This is a genomic window from Pigmentiphaga sp. (genome assembly GCF_033795525.1).
In the GTDB taxonomy this organism is placed as follows: domain Bacteria; phylum Pseudomonadota; class Gammaproteobacteria; order Burkholderiales; family Burkholderiaceae_B; genus Pigmentiphaga.
In genome coordinates this window covers 606,982-628,726 of record NZ_JARYGM010000003.1, presented here as the reverse complement: position 1 = coordinate 628,726, position 21,745 = coordinate 606,982, and the positions used below count along the sequence as shown (strand labels likewise).

Genomic DNA, 21,745 nt, shown 5'->3' with positions numbered 1-21,745 from the left:
GACAGGGGCCACCCGGCCGCCGAAGGGGGGTTGCGCGCGCCAAAAGCGCGGATTGAACCGGGATACGGGGCTACCGTTATAATCGGGCGTTTATGTGCGGGAAGCGACGACCGGAGGAGATAGTCGGCCGCGCATCCAGCGCAGTACAAGTATCAAAGCAAGCAGTCATCAAACCCCATAAACCGTCACGTGCCGGGCACGCCCGGCCAATAGACTTGCAGGACTTGGCAATGAGCAACGCGCAGCAGAATCATACGGAAGACCACGTATCGCCGATCAGGACGCCTCGCCAACTGATCACGGTCGTCATACTGGCTTTCGTCGTCCCCATCGTCACCATCTTGCTGCTCGTGAGTTTCGTCGCCAGCGGCACCAAGTCCAACGCCGGCTCCGACGCGCAGACGCCCGAAGCCATCGCGGCCCGGATCAAGCCGGTGGGCGGCTTCGAACTGCGCGACGCCAACGCTCCGCGCGTCTTCCAGACCGGCGAGGCGGTCTACAAGGCGGTCTGCTCCACCTGTCACGCCGCCGGCGTGGCGGGCGCGCCCAAGTTCGGCGACAGCGCCTCGTGGGCCAAGTACATCGCCGCCGGCTACGACTCCATGCTGCAGGTCGCCATCCATGGCAAAGGCGCGATGCCGGCCAAGGGCGGCAATCCCGACCTGGACGATTTCGAAGTGGCCCGCGCGGTGGTCTACATGGCCAACAATAGCGGCGCCAATTTCAAGGAACCGGCGGAACCTGCGCCGGCCGCACCGGCTGGCGGTGAAGCGCAGGCCCAGGCCGGCGCGCCCGCCCAGCCTGCCGCCCCCGCCGAGCAAGCGCCGGCTCCGGCACCCGCCGCCGCAGCGCCCGCGCCCCAGGCAGCCCCGGCACCTGCCCCCGCTCCGCAAGCCGCCGCGCCGGCTCCCCAAGCCGCGGCATCGGCTTCCACGGCCGACGGCAAGAAGCTGTACGACACCACCTGTTTCGCCTGCCATGGCACCGGCGTAGCCGGCGCGCCCAAGTTCGGCGACAAGGAGGCCTGGGCCAAGTACGTGGCCACCGGCATGGACGCCATGGTCCAGGTCGCCATGCAAGGCAAAGGCGCCATGCCGCCCAAGGGCGGCGCTGCCAACGCCAGCGAGGCCGAGATCCGCGCCGCCGTGCAGTACATGGTCGATGCGGTGAAATAGGCCCACCCCCTACGCGCTTCGCGCGCCCCCTCAAGGGGGCGGCACTGGCGGACCGGCGGAGCCGGATCCGCGGTGCCCTGGATCAGGCGGGGTTCTTTAGTTGCGGATCTGATGTGCCCAGAGTGGGGGCTAGGCTCTTGCGTTGGTCCGCGGTGCCTTTACAGCATCAGGTCCGCCTGTCGTCCGCGCGGCCCCTCCGGCTTGGCTGTTAGCGGGGGGAGGCGATGCGGCGGGCTTCTTCTTCAGTCATGCCCAGGTACTCCTGCAATACCGCTTCGGTGTCCTGGCCGAGCAGCGGGGGTGCGCTGCGGTAGCGTACCGGCGTGTCGGACAGCCGCAGCGGGCTGGCTACGGAGGGGGCCGTGCCCGCAAGCGGATGCGGCAGGTCCAGGCGCAGGCCGCGGGCGCGGACCTGGGGGTCGTCGAAGGTCTGGTCGATGGTGTTGATCGGGCCGCACGGCACGCCGACGGCCTCGAGGCGTTCCAGCCAATAGTCGCGCGGCTTCTTCTCCATGATCCCTGCCAGGAGGGGCACGAGCTTGTCGCGGTTGATGACGCGGTTGCTGTTGATGCTGTAGTCGGGGTCGTCGGCCAGGTGCGGCGCCTCGAGCACGCCGCAATAGGCCCGGAACTGGCCGTCGTTGCCCACGGCGACGATCAGGTGGCCGTCGGAAGCGGCGAACACCTGGTAAGGCACGATATTCTGGTGGGCATTGCCCGCGCGCCGGGGCGCCTCGCCGGACGTCAGGTAGTTCAGCGCCTGGTTCCCCAGCATCGCCACGACGCTGTCCAACAGCGCGATGTCCAGGTACTGGCCCAGGCCGCTGCGGTGACGTTCCTGCAGGGCGGCAAGAATGCCGACCGTGGCGTACATGCCGGTCAGGATGTCGGCCACCGCGACCCCGGCCTTCTGCGGACCGGCGCCGGGCAGTCCGTCGCGTTCGCCGGTGATGCTCATGAAGCCGCCCAGCCCTTGGATCATGAAGTCATAGCCGGGCCGGTGCGCATACGGCCCGCTCTGGCCGAACCCGGTGATCGAACAATAGACCAAGCGCGGGTTCACCTCCTTGAGCGAGGCGTAGTCCAGTCCGTACTTCGCCAGCCCGCCGACTTTGAAATTCTCGATCAGGACGTCGCATTGGGCAGCCAGTTCGCGTACCAGCCGCGCGCCTTCGGGGGTGGCGATGTCGAGTGCGACCGAACGCTTGTTGCGATTGACGCTCAGGTAATAGGCCGCTTCGGCGGTATCCTGGCCCTTGGTGTCCTTGAGGAACGGAGGGCCCCATCCGCGCGTATCGTCGCCGCTGCCCGGCCGCTCGATCTTGATGACCTCGGCGCCCAGGTCGGCGAGGTTCTGGGTACACCACGGACCGGCCAGCACGCGGGTCAGGTCCAGAACGCGGATGCCGGCCAGGGGGGAGGAACGTTCGGTCATGTCTGCTCGGGTTCTCGTGAAGAAATGCGGGAAGCGGGGGGCCGCAAGGCCGTCCGTAAGCTTACCGCAGCCATCGATATAACCGCCGCCCCCTGCTTTCGTCCCCGCTCGCGTATCCCGGCCAGGCCCTGTGCCCGCCGCAGCACTGAGGTTTTCCCTGTTTCACGCGACAATAGCTAGTAGTATAGTTTACTGACCTATTAGCAAATTCGGCCTGGACCACGCGTACCTGGCGGCGCGCCCACGGCGCGAGAAGGAGACAACCTTGCAGCTCACGCTTTGCTGGCGCCTGGCCATTGCGGCCGTGGCCCTTGCCTGCTCCCCGGCGGTCCAGGGCGAAGAATTCCCCGCACGTCCCATACGTTTGCTCACCCCCTATCCCGCCGGCCTGACCCCCGATGTCGCCACGCGCATCATGGCGGAGAAACTCGGCAAGCTGTGGGGCAAGCCGCTGGTCATCGAAGCCAAGCCCGGCGCGAATGGATTCCTGGCTTTCGGCGCCGCCAAGCAGGCCGCGCCCGACGGCTATACGCTGCTGGTGGTGGGCGACGCCCATATGACCACCAATCCGAAGCTGCTGTCATCGGTGCCCTACGATCCGCAAAAGGACTTCGAGCCGGTTTCGCTGTTTTTCCGTGCGCCCTTCCTCTTCTATACCTCCGCAGCTTCGCCGTACGCTTCCATGCGTGACCTGATCGAAGCCGCCCGCAAGGACCCGAAGAAGATTACCTATGGGACACCCTACGTCGGCAGCCCGGCCCATTTCGGCGGCGCCACCCTGGCCCAGGCGACCGGCACGCAGATGATGCCGGTCCACTACAAGGAGGGCGCGCAGATCTACACCGCCGTTGCCAATGGCGACATCAGCTTCAGCGTGGCGACCATAGGCTCGGGCCTGCCGCTGGTGAAAGCCGGCCGCATGAAAATGCTGGCTACCGCGTCCGCCCAGCGCCTGGCGGACTATCCCGCGGTCCCCACGGTGCGGGAATCGGGCGGCCCGGACCTGGTGGTGGAGACCTGGGTAGGATTGGTCGCTCCCGCCGGCACGCCGGCCGCCGTGGTGCAGAAGCTCAATGCCGGCATCGCGCAGGTGCTGAAGGATCCGGAGCTGATCGAGAAATTCGCGGCACTGGGAATAGCACCGCAAAGCAGTTCGCCGGCCGAACTGGCCACACGCGTACGCGATGAACTGGCCGCGGTGGAAAGCCGCATCAAGCGCCTGGGCATCACGATCGAATAGCCGGCAGGGCGCGCGGTGCCAAACGCCCAGGCGCGCCCGGCTATCTGAGCCGCATGTGCACCCGCACGAAGTCGCTGCGGAACAGGCCCTGCGACTCGTACATCAGCACCTCGTCCTTATCGAACACCGATCGGGTCACCACCATGATGGCGGTGTTCACGGGCACGTCCAGCAACTGGGCGACCTCGAAATCGGCATTGCTCGCCTGGATGGTCTGCTCGACGCGGCCCAGGCGGGCACCGGCATGCTTCTGTATCAGCTGCATGGGCACCGGCGAGTTGAAGCCCTTCTTGCCGATGGCGCGGAACAACGCGCGCTCGACATACGAATCGCCCACGAAATAAGGGATGTGGTTGTGCTTCTGCAGCCGGCGCAAATGTTGATAGCCGTCGGGCGCAAGCGTGCCGCCGTGGTGGTTGATGGACTGCGGCTGCATGACCGTATTGCTTTCCAGCCATTCGATCTGGATGTCCGGCACATGGTTGACCAGCGTGTCCCAGCTGGTGGGGATGTCGTAGAACACCTCGCTTTGCGGACGCCGCAGGACAAAGGTGCCGCGGCCCCGGTAGCGGCCGATCAGCCCTTCGGCTTCCAGGAAACCGATGGCATGTCGGATAGTGGCGCGCGCCACGCCCTCTTCCCGGGCCAGTTCGTCCAGCGACGGGATTTGCTGGTCGACCGGCCATTCCCCCGACTCGATGCGCTTGCGGAACGACATCACCAGCTTGACGTAGATCGGGGTGCCCACTTGCGCCAGATTCGCGATGGCGGTCGACGAACTCGTGCGCGGAGCGCGGGGCGGAGGCAAGGTCATAAGGCCGTTGTGCTGGTTGACTAGATGTTTATTCTATCAGCGCGTCCCGCAGACGCCCGCCGTGACATCGCTCCGCCGCGCAGGCGGACCCGGTGCAGGCGCAATGGGTGGGCGTCTACCAGGATGCGGCGTAGCGGCGGCGACGGACGCCGCATTATTTCAGGTTGGTGTGGATCTCGACGAAGTCGCCGCGGAAGATGCCCAGCGATTCGTACACCAGCATGCCATCGCGGTCCAGGACCGAGCGCGTAACCTGGATGAGCGGCGCGCCGGAGGTGAGGTCCAGCAGCCGGGCGGTGTCGAGATCGGCGACGCTGGCGCGCACCGTCTGCTCGGCGTGGCCGATGCCGCCGGGCAGGCAGGCATCCAGCGTTTTCAAAGGCAACGGCCTGGCCAGCACGTCCTGCCCGATGGCTTCGTAGGTCTTCTTCTCGATGTAGGTGTGGCCGATGCCGTAGGGAATGTGGTGGCGCAGCAGCCGCCTGCGTACGGCCTGGTAGGCCTCTCCCAGCTTGGCCCGTGCATGGACCGATGCGGGAGGCTGCGCGCATTCGTGGGCATCCAGCCACTCGACCTCGATATCGGGCGGCGCGCCGGTCAGTTCGTCCCAGTGCATCGGGATGCGATACCAGATGTTGGATTGGGGCCGCGCCATGACGAAGGTGCCGCGTCCGCGATAGCGGCCCACCAGCCCCTCCGCTTCCAGGAGGCTGAGTGCGTGCCGCACCGTCACGCGGCCCACGCCGAACTCCTGCATCAACTCGTCCAGCGAGGGAATGCATTCGTTCAAGGGCCAGGTGCCGGTCTCGATGCGTTGGCGGAACAATGCAAAGAGCTGGGCATACATAGGCTGGCCGCCGCGCGCGCCATTGCCGGACGCGGCGCCGCGGTCGGGCGAATCGGAGGGAGCGGTCTTGCGCCGTGCTGGTGCCATGGACGAGCTTGAGTGAAACGAAGCGTGGGCGCGCGAGGCGCAAACGCGTATTGTGCCGGCCCTTGCCGCGCGCCGGCAATCGCGGGGCGCGACAAGGACTGGCGCGGACCGGCGCAGGCTGGCCGCCGGCCGGCCATCAGGGCGCGAGCGCGATGACATCCAGCGCGTAATGCGCATTGCCTCCCGGCGCGGCATTGGCATCGGCCACGCCTACCGCCAGCCTGGCAGGGGGATCGATGGGAAAGAATTCCATCCATGCCCGGTGAAACGCCTGCCGCGTGTCGAGATCGTGCAGGTACAGCGTCACCTTGACCACGTGGCGCAGGGTCGCGCCGGAACCGGTTAGTACCGCCTCCAGGTTGCGCAGTGCCTGGCAGGCCTGTTCATACGGGTCGTCCGGCATGCGGCCCGTGGCCGGATCACGCCCACGTATGGCGGACAGGAACAGGAAGCCGCCTGCACGCACGCCCGGCACCATGCCGGCCATGCGCTCCGGCGCATGGGGCGACTGCGGCATGGTTGCCCTGTCCAGGCTAGTCATTCAAGAAGCTCCGGATGATGTCGGCGCAGCGGTCTGGCGCGTCGGTCTGCACTTGGTGGCCGGCGCCTTCTATCCATTCGATGCGGGCATCCGGCAGCATGTCGGCCAAGGCTTGGCCGCTCGCGGGCACCGCAAAGGTATCGTTCTTGCCCCACAGGATGAGGGTCGGGATACGGCGCGTGAGCGCGGGCAGCGCTTCGCGCCATTGCGTCTGCAACTTGAGCACGGGATCGTTGCGCACGAACTCGATGCCCTGGGCCATGCGCTGGAAGGCCTCGAACGCCCCGAGCCGCGTAGCGGCGCGCTGACGTTCGTCGATGAGCTGGTCGGTGATGCGGGACTTGTCGATGATCAGCGCTTCCAGCAGGCGCTTCATGCCTTCGCGCGTCCCGTCATAGCCCATCAGCGCCCGCATCGCCTCGTTGGGCTCCTGCTTGATGCCCATGGACGTGGCAATGGTCAGCGACGAAACGATGATCAGCTTCTCGACCCGGTCCGGATGCAGCATGGCGTAATAGACCCCCGCCCACGCCCCCTGCGAATTGCCCAGCACGCTGAACTTCTCCAGGCCGATGGCATCGACGAAATCCGCCGTATGCGCGGCACGGCTGATCAGGCCATAGGGCGTGGGCGCGCTGGGATCCGTCAAGCCGAAACCACCGATGGAATCGGGCGCCACGACGCGGAAGTCGCGGCCCAGCAGCGGCATGACCAGACCCATGCCGGAAGCGCCCGACGATCCCGCGCCGCCGCCGTGCAAGGCCACCAGCGTCTTGCCGTCGTTTCCGGTCTCGGCGTAATGCGTACGCACCCCGTTGGCCAACACCCAGCGCGAGCGGATTTCCGTTTCTTTCATGTCGATGTCTCCTTTTCTAAAGCATGGACGGGGCCCGAGGCCGCGCGCGCGATAGGCCTGCACGTAGTTCAGGCCCAGGGTGCCGGCGAAATTTCGGATCAGGAGCGGATGCACGCCCCATTCGTACAGGGTCGCCAAATCGCGCTCCCGCAGTACCCGGCGCTCGTGCTCTTCCAGTTCGTAGCCCTGGAACACGGCATCGGTGCCGGCCTGCAGCGCGGCCTGCAATGCCGGTTCCTTGTCGAAGCGGAACAGGAACTTCTCCAGCGCATGGCGGCTCATGGCTCAAGCTCCGTCACCGCGATACCCGTCACCCAAGCGGCGACCGGCTCATAGGCCAAGACGCGGGCCGAACGGGCCTGCGCCGCACCGGCCGCCAGCAGCCAGTTGCGGATCTCCGCCGCGCCATTACCGGCCGAACGAACCACCTCCTCCGCATCCCAGGCCGCAATGGCATCGAAATGGCCGGCGGCAAAATCATCCAGGAAGCGGCGGTCGAAGGCCTGGTTGATGCGCCCGGTCTCGGGCATCCCCACCCAATGGCTCAAGCCGCCGGTGCCCACCACGGCGACCCGCGACGCCAGCGATTGCCGGCGCAATACCTCGCCCAACGTCCGGCCGAAAGCCAGGCACCGGTCCAGGCGGGGCAAGGGCTCGACGGTGCAATTCACATACACCGGCAGGATGGGCACGTCCCAATCCGCCAGCAGCAGCTGCAGCGGGCACGTGAAGCTGTGGTCCAGAGGCAGGTCGCGCGCGCCGGCCACGTCAAAGCCAGCCGCGACCATCCCGGCCAGCACCGCCTCGCCCAGGCCGGCCACCGCGGTGAAGTCCCGCTTGGGCACGCCGAATTCCCCGTGTCCGGGAAATCGTGTGCCGGTGCCGATCGCGAAGACCGGCAGCGCGGAATAATCGAACGTAAGGAAATGGTCCGTGGCGGCCACGACCAGTACGTCGGGACGGGCCGCCTTGAGTGCATCGGCAAGCACCGAAAAGGCCCCGAAGACCCGATCGGCCCGGGCAAGATCGTCCGGGTCGCCCTTGGGGGTGCGCATCATGGCGCCCGTATGCGCGGTGGCGCCCGCCCAGACAATGTCAGCCATCGATGTCCCCTCCTGTCGCTGTGCGACATCCTCCGCGCGGGAGGACGCGCGCCTTCATGGGCGTGCCCCCGCATCCAGATGCCGATGCAGGAAGGCGACGAACCGCTGGTAGGTCAGCGCGGACGCCTCGGGCGAGTAGCGGTCTAGCGTGCTGTCCATGTAGGCATGACGGGCGCCGGGATAGGTATGGAACTCGACGGGCCGGGGCGACTTGGCCTCCAGAGCCGCTTTCAGCGCCAGGGTCTGGTCCATGGGGATGGCTTCGTCCGCCTCGCCGAAATGCAGCTGCATGGGGCACTGGATGCGCGGCGCCAGCGCCAGGCGGGAACGCTCCCGGCCATCGGGCGTATAGGGCGCAGGAATGATGGGCAACGCATACAACACCACCGCGCACGCCAGGTCCCGCGTCTCGGCCGCCCAGGCCAGCACGGTGCCCCCGCCCAGACAATAGCCGATCGCGCCGATGCGGTCGGGCGCCACGCGCGGCTGGGTACGCAGCCATGCCAGCGCCGCCTGGCAATCGGGCACGACGACTTCGTCGCGCGCCGCGATGAAGGCCTTGCTGCGCCGCTCCTCCGCCGTGGTGTAGTCCTGCGGCGGCCGGCCGCCGATGCGGCTGTACGGATCCACCGTCAACACGATGAAGCCTTCGGCCGCCAGCCGGCGCGTTTCTTCCTGCCGGTGCTCGGTCACACCCAGGTTCTCGGGCGCGCATACCACCGCCCCCCGTACGTCGGTGCCTTCGGGCTCTGCCAGGTAGCCGCGCACGTGGTCGGCACCGCTGGGAAAAGTCACCCAGCGGCCGGTGCTGGTCGTCTTCATGGGAATACCCTCCTGCCTGTCCCCGACATCCTGCCCAAGGAAGAACTCGCGCACCCTTCGGGAAACCGGGCCGGCGCGCTCATGCCGCTACCTGTATATCGAACAGCGAGGCCTCGCCCTTGCGCCGGACTTCGACGTCGAGCAGGGTGGCGCAGTGCGGGCAGGCGTGCTGCACGACTTCCAGGTCGTGATGAATGCGTACCCGGGGACCCAGCTCATCGGGCGTCGCCAGATGCTGGCGCGCGTAGTCCTTCCAGTTTTCCTGCGCAGGCGCGATGGCGTGGTCGCAACTGTTGCAGACCATGTAGGCCGCCTGCGCGTCGCGCGCGATGCGCGCCGCATCGCCCACGATGGCGACCGTCGCCGCCTGCGCCAGGTCGGGCTGGGTATCCAGCCGCTTGCCCGCCGCCGGCCAGGCCTGCCGCCGTCCACGTATCGCCGATCGCGCCGCCTCGGTCGCCGCCGCATCCAGCGCGCCATCCCGCACCACCACGCCGAAGATGCGCTCGGCCACCTGCGGCGAGAACGCGCCCGCCGCCACGTCGGCGGCCACGCTCGCCGCGGGCCGGCCCAGCGGATCGCCCCAGCCGCCGCCGGCCGTGGGGTTGCACTCGTAGACGTCGTCCTTGCCGAACTCGAACTCGGGCGGCTTGGCGTTGAACGCGACCTCCTCGCCGCGCAAACCGTCCATGCGGTCGGGGAAAACGCCCTGCGACAACAGTTCGCGGATATTGGTGTGCCGCAGGAAGCGGCGATGGTTGCAGCCGCTGGGATAGCCACCGAACAGGCCTCGCGAGGTGGGCGATTCGTAGCCGTGGCAGGCGACCAGCGACTCCACCTCGTCCACACCGTGCAGCACGAAGGCCGCGCCGGCGGCCTGCCCGCCGATATTGCGGCCGGCGCCGGCGCTGTCGGTAATGATACGGCGGTACATGTACAGCACCGGCAGCTTGAGCTCGGTGGTCTCGACGTTGGGCGCGCGGCCGGCCGTGATATTGCGCTGGCCCGATACGCTGATGCCGTCGCGATGCGCGTAGGCGCCGCCGCCCGATAGCATCACTTCCAGGATGGGCGCCGTCGCGGGTTCGCCGTACTGGTTCCTGCCGTGGATGTGGAAGAGGTCCGGACCGCTGGCCGGCGAGGCCTGCGCCTCGGCCAGGTAATCGCGGTGCGTCGCCATCAGCTTGGAGATGGCCTCGGTGGTGGTGACTTCGACCAGCCACATCGCGCCCAGCGGCCCCTGGCTGCAGGGTGCGGGGAATTTGCACGACACGATCGAGCCTTCTTGCGACAAGACCTCCAAGGGCCGCAGCAAGCCTTCGTTCCAGGGCAGGTCATAGGCGATCACAGGCAGGATGCCGGCATACACCCCGGCCAGCAGCCCGGTGCGCGTGGCGTTGACGAAGCCCGGCGCCTGCGGATCCGAGCCGGTGTAGTCGAATACGATGTGGTCGCCCTGCTTGCGCAACTCGACGTGGATCTTGTAGACCTTGTTCTCGAAGCCGTCGTGGTCCAGGAAGGCCTGGGCGCGGAACACGCCGTCGGGCAGTTCCCGCAGCCGGTTGCGCATCTTGGTTTCGGACAGGTCCATCATGCCGTCCATCACGGTCAGCACCGTGTCCACGCCGTACTTGCCGATCGTATCGAGCAGGCTCTTGACCCCGATGTTGTTGGCCGCCATCAGGCCTTTCAGGTCGAGGCTGATATTGGTCGGCAGGCGTGACATGCCGGTGATGAAGTTCAGCACGTCGCTGCGCAGTTCTCCGCGGTCGATGATCTTGACCGGCGGAATCAGCATGCCCTCCTGCCGGATATCCTTGGCCATCGATGCGAAGCTGCCGGGCACCATGCCGCCCACGTCTAGCTGGTGCGCGCAGGCGCCGGTCCAGCCTATGCGCTTGCCCTCCACGAAGATGGGCGCCAGCACGCCCACGTCCGGGCAATGCAACGCCCCCTTGTGCGGATGGTTGACGATGAACATGTCGCCGGGGTGGATGCCGACCGTGTCCTCGCAATCGTCGATCACGTGCTTGACCATCAGCGACAGCGATGCCGCATGAAAAGTCACGGTCTTGCCCATGGTGACCACTTCGCCGAAGGCCCGGTAAAGCCCCGTATTGAAATCGGTCGCCTCGTTCACCAGCGCCGATCCGGACACCGAGGCCAGCGTGGCGGCCTGCTCGTCGGTGATGGACAGCAGCCGATGGCGGATCACCTCGAAGGTGATCGGGTCGACCTCCTTGGCCGTGTATTCATAAACCTGGTGCATGGCTGGTCTCGATAGCGTCATTGGTTGCGCGCGATGGAAATCACGAAGTTGCCGTAGGGCTCCATGTCGGCCGTCTGGCCCGGGCCGACCACGATGGTGGTATCCGGCCGTTCGATGATGCAGGGGCCTTCGATGCGATGGCCCGGGCCCACGTCCTCGCTGCGATAGATATCGGTGCGGATAAAGCCATGCCCGTAGAAATAGACCTGGCGGTCGGACACCGGGCGCCCCGAGCGCCCCGCCCCGTCCACCTGGCGCGGCATGGGCTTGATCACCGGCGAGGTAGCCTCCACGCGCACCACGGTGAACTCGACGCCGGAGCTGCGCAGCGCGGTGTTCTTGCCATAGACCCGTTCGTACTGGACCTCGAAGGCATCCACCAGCGCGTCCACGTGATCGGCTGCCAGCGTGCCGGGCGGCACTTCGACGCCGATCTCATGTACTTGCTGGCGAAAGCGCATGCCGACGTAGCGGTGGATGGTGACGTCGTCGCCCAGGGCTTGCCGGGCGCGCTGCTCGATCTGCGCGAAGCCTTCGTTCAGCGCGGCGATATCGATATGGTCCGAGGCACGTTTGAACCGCGCCGGCGCGTGCTGCCCGACCGCGAGCGAGAACGAACGATGGCGATCGCCCGTTACCGTGCCGTAAGCGGAATGCGCCGGGCCGGTGTTGGGCACGATCACCTTGCCGATGCCCGCCACTTCAGCGTACTGGTGGGCGTGCGTAGCGCCCGCGCCGCCGTAGGCCATGAGCACGAAATCGCGCGGATCGTAGCCGGCCCGCAACGTGACGCGCCGCAAGAGATCGGCCATCTGGTTGTTGGCGACTTCACGGATGCCCGCCGCCGCTTCCTCTACGCTCATGCCCAGCGGCTCGGCCACGTGCTTGCGCACGGCCTCGCGCGCGGCCTCCACGTCCAGGGGCATGCGGCCGCCCAGGAAATAACGGGGGTCGATGATGCCCAGCACCACGTCGGCATCGGTAATGGTGGGCTCGACGCCGCCCCGGCCATAGCAGGCCGGCCCGGGCGTGGACCCGGCGCTTTCGGGACCCACCGTCAGGTGGCCGTCGCGCACGCGGGCAATGGAGCCGCCGCCCGCGCCGATCGCGGTGACCTTGATCGACGGCAAGGCCACATGAAAGCGCCCGACCTCGCGCACGGTTTCCAGCAAGGGCTGGCCGTCGACGATCAGGCCCACGTCGAAACTGGTCCCGCCCATGTCGGCCGTCAACACGTTGCGGTAGCCCAGCAGCTCGCCCAGCTTCTGCGAGGCCAGCACGCCGCCGGCCGGCCCGGAGGTCAGCAGGTTGGCCGCCTGGAACGCGGCTTCCGATGCGGGCAGCACGCCGCCGCCGGACTCCATGATGGAGATAGGCCCGTCGAAGCCGAAGCGCCGGATGGCCGTTTCCAGCCCATTGATGTAGCGATGGATGACCGGGCCGAGATAGGCGTTGATCGCCGTCGTCGAGGTTCGCTCGTACTCGCCGATGATGGGCACCAGCAGCGAGGACGTGGTGATGAATACGCCGGGGGCTTCTTCTTCCACCAGTTCGGCCAGGCGGCGCTCGTGCGCGGGATTGCGGAACGACCACAACAGGCTGATGGCGATGGCTTGCACGCCGGCGTCGCGCAACTCGCGGATCGCCTGGCGGGCGGCAGCCTCGTCCAGCGGCACGATGATGTCGCCCTTGTAGTCCACCCTCTCGACGATGCCCTTGATCAGCGCCGGCGGCACGATGGGGTCCGGCAGCCGCCGCTTGGAGAAATGCGAGATCTCGTGCGTAGGCATGCCTATCCAGCCGCCCATGGCGCGCTGGATGCGCAACGTGTCCTCGAACCCGCGCGTCGTCAAGAGGCCGGTCTTGGCGCCCTTGCGCTCGATGAAGGCATTGGTGGCGGCGGTCGTGCCGTGGGAAAAGTATTTCAGCTGGGAGACCAGCCGGTCTGCGGGGATGCCCAGTGCTTCGGCCGCCAGCTTCATGGCGTCCAGCACCCCGCGCGTCCGGTCGTCGGGAGTCGTCAGCGCCTTGAAGATGCGCACGTCGCCGTCGTCGGACAGAAGGACGAGGTCGGTAAACGTCCCTCCGATATCCGTACCTATGTAAGACACGAGTCTTTCCTCCAAATGCCGCCCTGGCGGGCGATCGAGTAGTGCTTGCCCGCCATTAGACTCCGAAAAACATTCTATGTATAGAACTATAGAATGTTATAAGTCTAGGTGATTACCCTTGGGCAGCAGCGGAGAAAAGCAGAGAGGGGGTCAGTCCTTCTTCAACAGGGACTTGAGCCGGTCCAGCCTTTGCTTGGCGCTCAGGCCCGGCGTGGCGTCGGCGATGCGATCGTCCTCGAGGCCCATTTCCTTGATGAAGCGCGACGGTTCGCGGGGAATTTCTTCGCGACCGCGCTTGCGTTTCTTGCACCAGGTGAGGTTGAGCGTGCGCTGCGCGCGCGTGATGCCGACATACATCAGCCGGCGTTCCTCCTGCACGCGGGCCTCCAGCGATTCGGCGGCCTTGGCCGGATCGCCTTCCTCGTCGTCCTTGCCCAGGTGGGGCAGCAGCCCTTCCTCGACGCCGACCAGGAACACATGGGGATATTCGAGCCCCTTCGATGCATGCAAGGTAGAAAGACGTACGAGGTCCGGATCTTCGTCGTCGCTCTTTTCCAGCATGGTGATCAGGGCGATGTGCTTGACGAGCTCCATCAGGCTCATCTTGTCTTCTTCGGCCTTGCGCTTGAGCCAGCCCAGCAGGTCCAGCACCGTCTGCCACCGGTTTTGCGCCCCGCGTTCGTCGAAGTGGTCGTACAGGTAGCGCTCGTAATCGATGGCCCGGACCAGGTCGTCGAGGATGTCGGCAGCGGTTTCGCCGGTGGCGACGGCCTCGCCCTTGCCGGCGCCCGCACGCCATTGCATGCGGTGGATGAACTCGCAGAACTCGCGCAGCGGCGCGAGCTGGCGCGGCTGCAGACGCTGCTCCAGCCCGCTTTCGAATACCGCTGCGAACAGCGGGATCTCGCGTTCTCCCGCGTAGGTGCCGAGCGCCTCGAGCGTGGTCTGGCCCACGCCGCGCTTGGGCGTGGTGATGGCGCGAATGAAGGCCGGGTCGTCGTCGTCGTTGGCGATGAGCCGCAGGTAGGCCATGATGTCGCGCACTTCGGCCTTGTCGAAAAAGCTCTGCCCGCCCGATACCATGTAGGGAATCTTCAGGTTGCGCAGCGCCTGCTCGAACACGCGGGCCTGGTGATTGCTGCGATAGAGGATGGCGAAGTCGCGCCAGTCGGCCTTCAGTTCGAAACGGGCCGCGGAAATGCGCATGGCCACCGATTCGGCCTCGGCTTCCTCATCGTCCATGGGAATGACGGCAATGGGGTCGCCCGTGCCCAGCTCGGACCACAGCTTCTTCTCGAACAGCTTGGGGTTGTTGCCGATGACATTGTTGGCCGCGGCCAGGATGCGCTGCATCGAACGGTAGTTCTGCTCGAGCTTGATCACGCGCAGCGCCGGGTAATCGGTCGTGAGCTTGGCGAGGTTCTCGATCGTGGCGCCGCGCCAGGCATAGATGGCCTGGTCGTCATCCCCGACGGCGGTGAACATCGCGCGCGGCCCGGTCAGCAATTGCACCAGCCGGTACTGGCAGGCATTGGTGTCCTGGTATTCATCGACCAGCAGGTAGCGCAGCCGCGACTGCCAGCGCTCGCGCGCCTCGGCATCCATTTCCAGCAGCCGGGCCGGCAGCCGGATCAGGTCGTCGAAGTCCACCGACTGGTACGACCGCAGGGTCGCGTTGTAGCTGCGATAGATGCGCGCCGCGTCGCGCTCGCTTTCGGTCGACGCGGTGCGCTCCGCCTGGTCGGGCTCGACCAGCGCATTCTTCCAGAGCGAGATGGCGTGCTGGATGGCGCGGATATGCCCCTTGTCCGTGGTGGCCGTGAGGTCCTGCACGATGCCCATGGCATCGTCGGCCGCAAGAATGGAGAACTGCGGCTTGAGCCCTACCAGCTTGGCCTCTTCCCGCAGCATCTTCACGCCCAGCGAATGGAAGGTGCTGATGGTCAGTCCCTTGATGGCATTGGGCGGCGCCACGGCCTTGACCCGTTCGGCCATTTCCCGCGCGGCCTTGTTGGTGAAGGTCAGCGCCGCGACATTGCGGGCCGAGTATCCGCAGTCGCGCAGCAGGTAGGCGATTTTCTGCGTGATGACGCGGGTCTTGCCGCTGCCCGCCCCCGCCAGCACCAGGCACGGTCCGTCGAGATAACGCACGGCCTCGCGCTGCGCGGGGTTCATGCCCGCGTCGATCGGCGGCAGCGCCGAGGCGGCGCGCGCGTCGGGCTTGTTCAACCGCGCGTCGGCGCGGTCCATGGCTCGGGTCGCGGCGGAAGAAGAAGAGGCAGTCATGCGCAATGGAAGGGATCAAGAGGGGGCGGCAGGCCGCCACGCGAACGGAATGAAAACGCAGGAGCGGGCAATGGCGAACGGACCAGCATCAGATTTCCAGCGGATCGACCTCCAGGTGCCAGCGCACCCGCGAAGCCGATGCCAAGCCGTGCAAGGCGGCCACCCAGGCGCGCAGGAAGCCTTGCAAGGCCGGGCGGCTGTCGCTCTCTACCAGCAGCTGGGCCCGTTCGACGTTGGCCACGCGTACCACGCGCAGCGGTACGGGATCATAAAGTGTAATGCGCGACACCTCCGCGAGTTGGGACAAACCATTCCCATCCGCCGGATGGGGGCGCTCGGCCAAGTCCCTGGCGTGGGCCAGGAATTCCTGGGCCTGGGCCAGCTCGCGTGCCTCCGCGGTGAGCAGGGCCTGGTAGGCGAACGGCGGCAATCCGGCCGACTGCCGTTCCTTCAGCGCATGGCGCGCAAACCCGGCATAGTCGTGGCGGATCAGCGCCTGGTAGAGCGGCTGCTCGGGATACCCGGTCTGGATGTAGACCTCGGCCGGCGTACCCGCCCGCCCTGCCCGGCCCGCCACTTGCATCAGCTGCGCGAACAGCCGCTCGGGCGCGCGGAAATCGTGCGAGAACAGCATCGCGTCGGCGTTCAGCACGCCGACGAAGCCCAGATTCTGGAAGTCGTGGCCCTTGGCGACCATCTGCGTTCCTACCAGGATGTCGATCTCGCCTGCGTGCATGCGGGCGAACAAGGCCTGTGCGCTGCCTTTGCGGCGTGTGCTGTCCGCATCGATGCGCGCGATCCGCGCCCCGGGAAACAGCTCCCCCAGGTGCTCCTCCAGCCGCTGCGTGCCCCGGCCCATCGGTTGCAGGTCCTGGTTCCCGCAATCGGGACAGGCGGCGGGCACGCGGTGCTGCCAGCCGCAATGATGGCAGCGCAATTCGTGCCGGCCCAGCGCGCCCGGCGCCCGCGGGGGCTCCCGGTGCAAGACCATGTAGGCGGAGCACCGGATGCAGCCGCTGAGCCAGCCACAGGCGTCGCAATGCAGCACCGGCGCGTAGCCTCGCCGGTTCAGGAAGATCAGTGACTGCTCGCCTTGCTCCAGCCGCTGGGCCACGGCCTTCAGCAACTGCGGCGCGAGCCCTTGCTTGAGCGGCTGGTTGCGCGTGTCCAGCAGCCGTATCCGGGGCGGCTCGGCCGCCAACGCGCGCTGGGGCAGATCCAGCAACAGGTAGCGGCCGCTTTGCGCGTGATGCCAGCTTTCCAGCGAAGGCGTGGCCGATCCCAGCACCACCGGTACGCCGCGGTCGCGCGCCCGCCAGATGGCCAGGTCGCGCGCGGAATAGCGCAGCCCTTCCTGCTGCTTGTAGGAAGGGTCATGCTCTTCGTCGACCACGATCAGGCCGAGGTCGGGCAAGGGCGTGAACAGGGAGAGGCGCGTGCCCAGCAGCACGCGGGCCTGTCCGCGCACGGCTCGCAGCCACGCCTCGAGCCGCTCGCCATCGGCCAGGCCGCTGTGTAGTACCGCCACGCCGCCAGGACCCGCGATGGCTTCCAGCCGCCGGCGAAATACCTGCTCCAATTGCGGCGTCAGGTTGATTTCGGGGACCAGCAGCATGACTTGGCGGCCCTGTTGCAATACCCGTTCGGCGGCACGCAGGTAGACCTCGGTCTTGCCGCTGCCCGTTACGCCGTGCAGCAGGACGGGCTTGAAGCCGGTCAATGCGGCAAGGGCGTCGACCGCGGCCTGCTGGGCGGCATTGAGACGGGGGCGGGCGGGCGCCACCGCGTCTGGCGGCGTGGAGGGAGGGGGCACGATGCCTTCGGCTTCAGACCCATACGAAGAAAGCGTGTACTCGCTTTCCGGTGTTTTCTTCTTTCCTTTGCGCGGCTGCGCTTTACGGGCGGCCCGGGCGTCGAGCCGCGCGACTGGGCCCCCGGCTGCCCGCTTGCCCTGGTAGGCGGCGGGCTTGCGCAATGGGCCGGGTAGTGCGGGCAGCATGACCTCGCCTAGGGGCCGTTGGTAGTAGTCGGCGGCAAACGCCGCGAGTTTCAGCCAATCCGCCGGCAGCGGCGGCAAATCGTCAAGTACCCGAATGACCGACTTGACCTGTTCCGGCGCCAGGGCAGGCACGTCCGGCGTTTCGACCACGATCCCGACCATCTCGCGCCGCCCGAAAGGCGCGATAACTCGTTGTCCGACGGCCACCGGCACGCCGGCCCGGTAATCGAACAGTCCGGCCAGCGGAACGTCCAGCGCGACCCGCACCCATATCGTCGCCGGGCTCGCTGGCTCGGCCATATGGTCTAGATCAGGCGGATGTGTGGACAAGTGTCCGACTCCAAAGGAATGAGGGGCGAGATGGCCGTCAAAAGTTAAAGTAAAAACTCTGAATCGGCGCTAACCCCGTTGTGGGACAGGGAATTTCGTCAACAGCCTGTGGATAACTTTGGGGACAACCGCCACACAAATGCGGTAATAGGACGTACGAGAAGGCCGCATTCTTTGAGAGCTAATCATAAGAAAGGCCGCAACCCTTTTTAAATCAATAACTTACAAGAAATATCCACGTGCCGTACGAATTTGCAAAATCCGTACCCAGGAAAGCGCGGTGTGTGCATAAGTGGATGGCTGGATCCGCACAATCAGGGTTAACGCGTACCCTGTCCGCATCTTGGCCCGCGATTTGTTCACACGCCGGTCAGGTGCCTTGACGCTGCCGACGGCTGTGTTCGTGGACCGCCTGGACCAGCACTTCCACCGCTTCGGGCGGCGTGTATTGGGAAATTCCATGGCCGAGGTTGAATACATGACCGGGGCCGGAGCCGTAGCTATCCAGCGTATGGATGACCTCGGCCCGGATGCGCTCGGCGCCGCCGAACAAAGTCATAGGATCGAGGTTGCCTTGTAATGCCACGCGATCGCCCACTGCGGCGCGGGCCTTGCCCAGGTTGACCGTCCAATCGACACCGACCGCGTCACAGCCACAGTCCGCGATCTGCTCCAGCCATAGGCCTCCGCCCTTGGTAAAAACGATAGTGGGCACTTGCCGACCCTGGTGGTGGCGGATCAGGCCGGCCACGACCCGCCGCGTGTAGTCGAGCGAAAACTGCTGGAACCAGCCGTCGGCCAGCACGCCGCCCCAGCTATCGAAGATCATCAGTGCCTGGGCTCCGGCCTCGACCTGGGCATTCAGGTAGGCGGCGACCGCCTGGGCATTGATCTCCAGGATCCGGTGCATGAGGTCCGGCCGCTGGTACATCATGGTCTTGACCAAGCGATAGTCGCTGGAGCCGGCGCCTTCGACCATGTAACAGGCCAGCGTCCAGGGACTGCCCGAAAAGCCGATCAGGGGCACCTTGCCATGCAGTTCGCGGCGGATCTGGGCCACGGCGGCAAAGACGTAGTCCAGCCCGGCCATGTCGGGCACCGCCAGCTTGGCCACGTCGGCTTCGGTACGCAGGGGCCGCGCGAACCGTGGCCCTTCGCCGGCGACGAAGTCCAGGCCCAGGCCCATGGCGTCCGGCACCGTCAGGATGTCGGAAAACAGGATGGCCGCGTCCAGCGGATAGCGCGCTAAGGGCTGCAGCGTCACCTCGGTCGCGTAGTCGGGATTCTTGGCCAGCCCCAGGAACGAACCGGCGCGCGCGCGGGTCGCGTTGTATTCCGGCAGGTAGCGGCCTGCCTGGCGCATGAGCCAGACCGGCGTGTATTCGGTTTCCTGGCGCGAGAGCGCCCGCAGGAAAACGTCGTTCTGGAGAGTGGGCGCGGACACGGCAGACCTCGGCAAAGGGAAGCCTTCGATTTTACCTGCGCGCGGGCGGGAAAGCCGATCTATAAGAGAACCGGCGCACGGTTCACCGGCAGCGGCCGCCCCGGGCCTCGCTCTTGAGGCGGCCCGGGCGGCGAACCGGCATGCTGGAATTGTTACCGTGCAAGAAACAATATGCCCGCCATGATGAGGAAGGGCAGCAGCACCTTGGCGCCGGCGACGAGGACCTCGGCCGGGCGGAAACTGAACGGCTGGCTTGGAACCACGGGCGTGGTCTTGGTATAGAGATGGGTATTCATGATGCGCTTCCTGTCTATCGCAGCACGCGTGGCGAAGCACGCGGCGGCGCGGTGGTCGTGGATAAGACGGTGTCCGGATGGGGCCGCTTGCACATGCGCGATGCGCGGCGGCGGTATCGTCTGGACGACGCTAACGATCCGGAGCGGGCAAGACCGGGGAAGCGCGGAAGGCACGGGCAAGACGGCCGGAAAACGCCAGCCGGATGCCTGCTGCGGCATGGCCGGGAGTTGCGGGATGTCTTGCGGCGAACGAGGCAGGGCGCCTTGCGCTCGGTCCGCCGGACAGCGGGCAGAACATGGGGTCGCTCCTTGGAAAAGGGCTTTACTCGGTCTTTTCAGTATAGGCGGTCATTGCTTCGATGCCATGACCATATTGTTCCCTATAATTGAACAATGGATCGTCTCACCCCCATCAGGGCCTTCCTCGCCGTGGCAGAAACCGGCAGCTTTACCGGCGCCGCTCGCAAGCTGGGCGTGTCCCGTTCCGCCATTACGGGCCACATTCAGGAACTGGAACGCCACCTAGGCACGCAGTTGCTCAACCGCACCACCCGCCGGGTATGGCTGACGCGGGAAGGACGGCGCTATGCCGAGCGGGCCGGCCTGCTGCTGGACGGACTGGCCGCGCTGGACGCCGAGATGCAGACGCGCAGCGGCCGGGCCGAAGGCCACTTGCACGTGGAGATGGCCGAATCCGTCGCCAATGCCCGCGTCATTCCGCGCCTGCCCGAGTTCGTACAGGCCTATCCGGACATATCCCTGCGCATCTCGCTCAATGAAGGCGTGGTCGACCCCACGGTTTCGGGCGCCGACATCGGGCTGCGAGTGGGGCCGCTGCGCGACTCGCCGCTTCGGTTCAAGATGCTCGGCCGCGGCAACTACATCATGGCCGCCAGCCCGGAATACCTGCGCCTGTACCAGGCGCCTCGGCACCCGGACGATCTGCGCCGCCACCGGCTGATCGAATTCTGGGACGCGGACACCGGCCGTCCCTACGACTGGCAGCTGGTAAAGGGCAAGCAGACGGTAAGCGTCGCCGCCCAAGGCCGGCTCATCGTGGACAACACCCGGGCCGGACTGACCTGCGCGTTGGCGGGACTGGGCATCTATGAAGACCTGGACTTCCTGCTGGCGCAATCCCTGGCGGAAAAACGCCTGCTGCAGGTACTGCCCGATTGGAAGCGGCCCGGTCCGCCCATTGCCGTGCTCTATACGGCGCGGCGGCCGGTGCCGCCCCACGTCAAGGCCTTCGTGGATTTCCTGGCCTCGGTATTCGGGTCCAGCCGCAGCTGACCCATGCCTAGTCGTGCATGCCCGCACCCGAGGTTGCGGCCTCACGCGCGCCCAGGCCTTGCCGGTACGGGGCCGCGGCGATGTCGTGCTTGCGCATGAGCTGCCAGAAGGCGCGGCGGTTCTTGCATGCCGCCCGCGCCGCCTGCGAGATGTTGCCTTGATGGCGCATCAACATATCGGCAATGTAGTGCCGTTCGAATTGCGTCACCACCTTGGCCTTGGCGGTCTGGAACGGCTCGCGCAACGCCTCGTCGGACTCGGCCGGCTGCGGCGGCATGTCCCCAGGCTGCGCCGGTTCGCCTTCGGCATCGGCGGGCCGCGGCGGCTTGGCAGGGCCGGCCATCAGTGCCAGCCTCGTCTTGAACTCTTCGGCGCATAGCGGGTAACGCATGAAATCGTCCAATCCGAAAGACAGCAGGTCCTGCAACCCGGCCGCGCTCATGCCGCGCACAAGCCCCAATAGCGGTGTCTGCCGCGTACCGTCCGCCAGCGCCAGCGCCGTACGGGTCCATCCCAGCGTGGCGAGCGTGACCGGCAACAGGCAAGCGTCATAGCGCTTGAGTACCAGCCCCAGGCGCGCCAGCGCGTCGGTGGGCGCGGGCACGCAGGCACCTTCGGACGCGTTCTCCCCGGCATCGTCCAGGTAAACGCGGTGCAGCGCGACGCGATGGCACGAGGACGCCCAGTCCTCGATGAACTCATGCATCCATTGCCGGTGCTCGGGAACCATCAGCACCGCGCAGTCTATTGTTCCTCTCATGGCTGTTCCTATGACACGGAAGCGCCAGACTAGGGGT

At 66.5% G+C, this 21,745-nt stretch carries 17 protein-coding genes; 3 read left to right on the top strand and 14 right to left on the bottom strand.

All coding sequences use genetic code 11. From position 1 onward, the window contains the following. The first annotated feature begins 230 nt into the window (after positions 1-230). Positions 231-1,175 carry a c-type cytochrome gene (locus QHC78_RS11500; protein ID WP_319744565.1) on the top strand — a complete coding sequence of 315 codons (945 nt, stop codon included), beginning with the start codon at positions 231-233 and terminating at the stop codon, positions 1,173-1,175. 208 nt (positions 1,176-1,383) lie between these two features. On the opposite strand, the gene QHC78_RS11495 is transcribed toward QHC78_RS11500, so the two are convergent. After that, positions 1,384-2,610 (bottom strand): CaiB/BaiF CoA transferase family protein, encoded by a 1,227-nt coding sequence (locus QHC78_RS11495; RefSeq protein ID WP_319744564.1) that lies wholly within the window; start codon positions 2,608-2,610, stop codon positions 1,384-1,386. A 265-nt stretch (positions 2,611-2,875) separates the two neighbouring features. On the opposite strand from QHC78_RS11495, the gene QHC78_RS11490 reads away from it, so the two are divergent. After that, the gene (locus QHC78_RS11490; RefSeq protein ID WP_319744562.1) at positions 2,876-3,850 is read left to right on the top strand and encodes a Bug family tripartite tricarboxylate transporter substrate binding protein; all 975 of its coding nucleotides are present in this window, start codon (positions 2,876-2,878) and stop codon (positions 3,848-3,850) included. Between the two features lie 40 nt (positions 3,851-3,890). Here QHC78_RS11490 and QHC78_RS11485 read toward each other — a convergent pair whose 3' ends face one another. The 12 genes from QHC78_RS11485 to QHC78_RS11430 all read right to left on the bottom strand — a co-directional run bounded on the left by QHC78_RS11485 (position 3,891) and on the right by QHC78_RS11430 (position 19,655). Then, the gene (locus QHC78_RS11485) at positions 3,891-4,664 is read right to left on the bottom strand and encodes a GntR family transcriptional regulator (RefSeq protein WP_319744560.1); all 774 of its coding nucleotides are present in this window, start codon (positions 4,662-4,664) and stop codon (positions 3,891-3,893) included. Positions 4,665-4,818: 154 nt separating this feature from the next. Then, positions 4,819-5,598 carry a GntR family transcriptional regulator gene (locus QHC78_RS11480; RefSeq protein ID WP_319744558.1) on the bottom strand — a complete coding sequence of 260 codons (780 nt, stop codon included), beginning with the start codon at positions 5,596-5,598 and terminating at the stop codon, positions 4,819-4,821. Between the two features lie 136 nt (positions 5,599-5,734). Then, positions 5,735-6,139, bottom strand: a complete 405-nt coding sequence (locus tag QHC78_RS11475; protein WP_319744556.1) for a RidA family protein — start codon at positions 6,137-6,139, stop codon at positions 5,735-5,737. Then, on the bottom strand, positions 6,132-7,277 hold the full coding sequence (locus tag QHC78_RS11470) for an alpha/beta fold hydrolase (RefSeq protein WP_319744554.1): 1,146 nt from the start codon (positions 7,275-7,277) through the stop codon (positions 6,132-6,134). Before QHC78_RS11470 ends, QHC78_RS11475 begins: the two co-directional genes overlap by 8 nt. After that, positions 7,274-8,098 (bottom strand): DODA-type extradiol aromatic ring-opening family dioxygenase, encoded by an 825-nt coding sequence (locus QHC78_RS11465; protein ID WP_319744552.1) that lies wholly within the window; start codon positions 8,096-8,098, stop codon positions 7,274-7,276. The genes QHC78_RS11470 and QHC78_RS11465 overlap by 4 nt, the downstream gene beginning before the upstream one ends. A gap of 54 nt (positions 8,099-8,152) precedes the next feature. Next, positions 8,153-8,920, bottom strand: coding sequence for a dienelactone hydrolase family protein (locus QHC78_RS11460; protein WP_319744551.1), 768 nt, complete (start codon positions 8,918-8,920; stop codon positions 8,153-8,155). A 79-nt stretch (positions 8,921-8,999) separates the two neighbouring features. Next, positions 9,000-11,189 (bottom strand): hydantoinase B/oxoprolinase family protein, encoded by a 2,190-nt coding sequence (locus QHC78_RS11455; RefSeq protein WP_319744549.1) that lies wholly within the window; start codon positions 11,187-11,189, stop codon positions 9,000-9,002. Between the two features lie 17 nt (positions 11,190-11,206). Then, on the bottom strand, positions 11,207-13,300 hold the full coding sequence (locus QHC78_RS11450; protein ID WP_319744547.1) for a hydantoinase/oxoprolinase family protein: 2,094 nt from the start codon (positions 13,298-13,300) through the stop codon (positions 11,207-11,209). 150 nt (positions 13,301-13,450) lie between these two features. Then, positions 13,451-15,475 carry a UvrD-helicase domain-containing protein gene (locus QHC78_RS11445; protein ID WP_319744905.1) on the bottom strand — a complete coding sequence of 675 codons (2,025 nt, stop codon included), beginning with the start codon at positions 15,473-15,475 and terminating at the stop codon, positions 13,451-13,453. Between the two features lie 199 nt (positions 15,476-15,674). Beyond that, complete coding sequence (locus QHC78_RS11440; RefSeq protein WP_319744903.1) at positions 15,675-17,885, bottom strand: primosomal protein N'; 2,211 nt, start codon at positions 17,883-17,885, stop codon at positions 15,675-15,677. 400 nt (positions 17,886-18,285) lie between these two features. Continuing rightward, positions 18,286-19,359: a uroporphyrinogen decarboxylase gene (hemE, locus tag QHC78_RS11435; protein ID WP_319744545.1), complete on the bottom strand. Its 1,074-nt coding sequence runs from the start codon at positions 19,357-19,359 to the stop codon at positions 18,286-18,288. 152 nt (positions 19,360-19,511) lie between these two features. Beyond that, positions 19,512-19,655 carry a hypothetical protein gene (locus tag QHC78_RS11430; RefSeq protein ID WP_319744543.1) on the bottom strand — a complete coding sequence of 48 codons (144 nt, stop codon included), beginning with the start codon at positions 19,653-19,655 and terminating at the stop codon, positions 19,512-19,514. A gap of 393 nt (positions 19,656-20,048) precedes the next feature. Between QHC78_RS11430 and QHC78_RS11425 the strand changes: the two genes are divergently transcribed. Beyond that, positions 20,049-20,948: a LysR family transcriptional regulator gene (locus QHC78_RS11425; protein WP_319744541.1), complete on the top strand. Its 900-nt coding sequence runs from the start codon at positions 20,049-20,051 to the stop codon at positions 20,946-20,948. 7 nt (positions 20,949-20,955) lie between these two features. Here the strand turns inward: QHC78_RS11425 and QHC78_RS11420 are convergent, their stop codons facing one another. After that, positions 20,956-21,708 (bottom strand): hypothetical protein, encoded by a 753-nt coding sequence (locus QHC78_RS11420; protein ID WP_319744539.1) that lies wholly within the window; start codon positions 21,706-21,708, stop codon positions 20,956-20,958. Between the last annotated feature and the right edge of the window lie 37 nt (positions 21,709-21,745).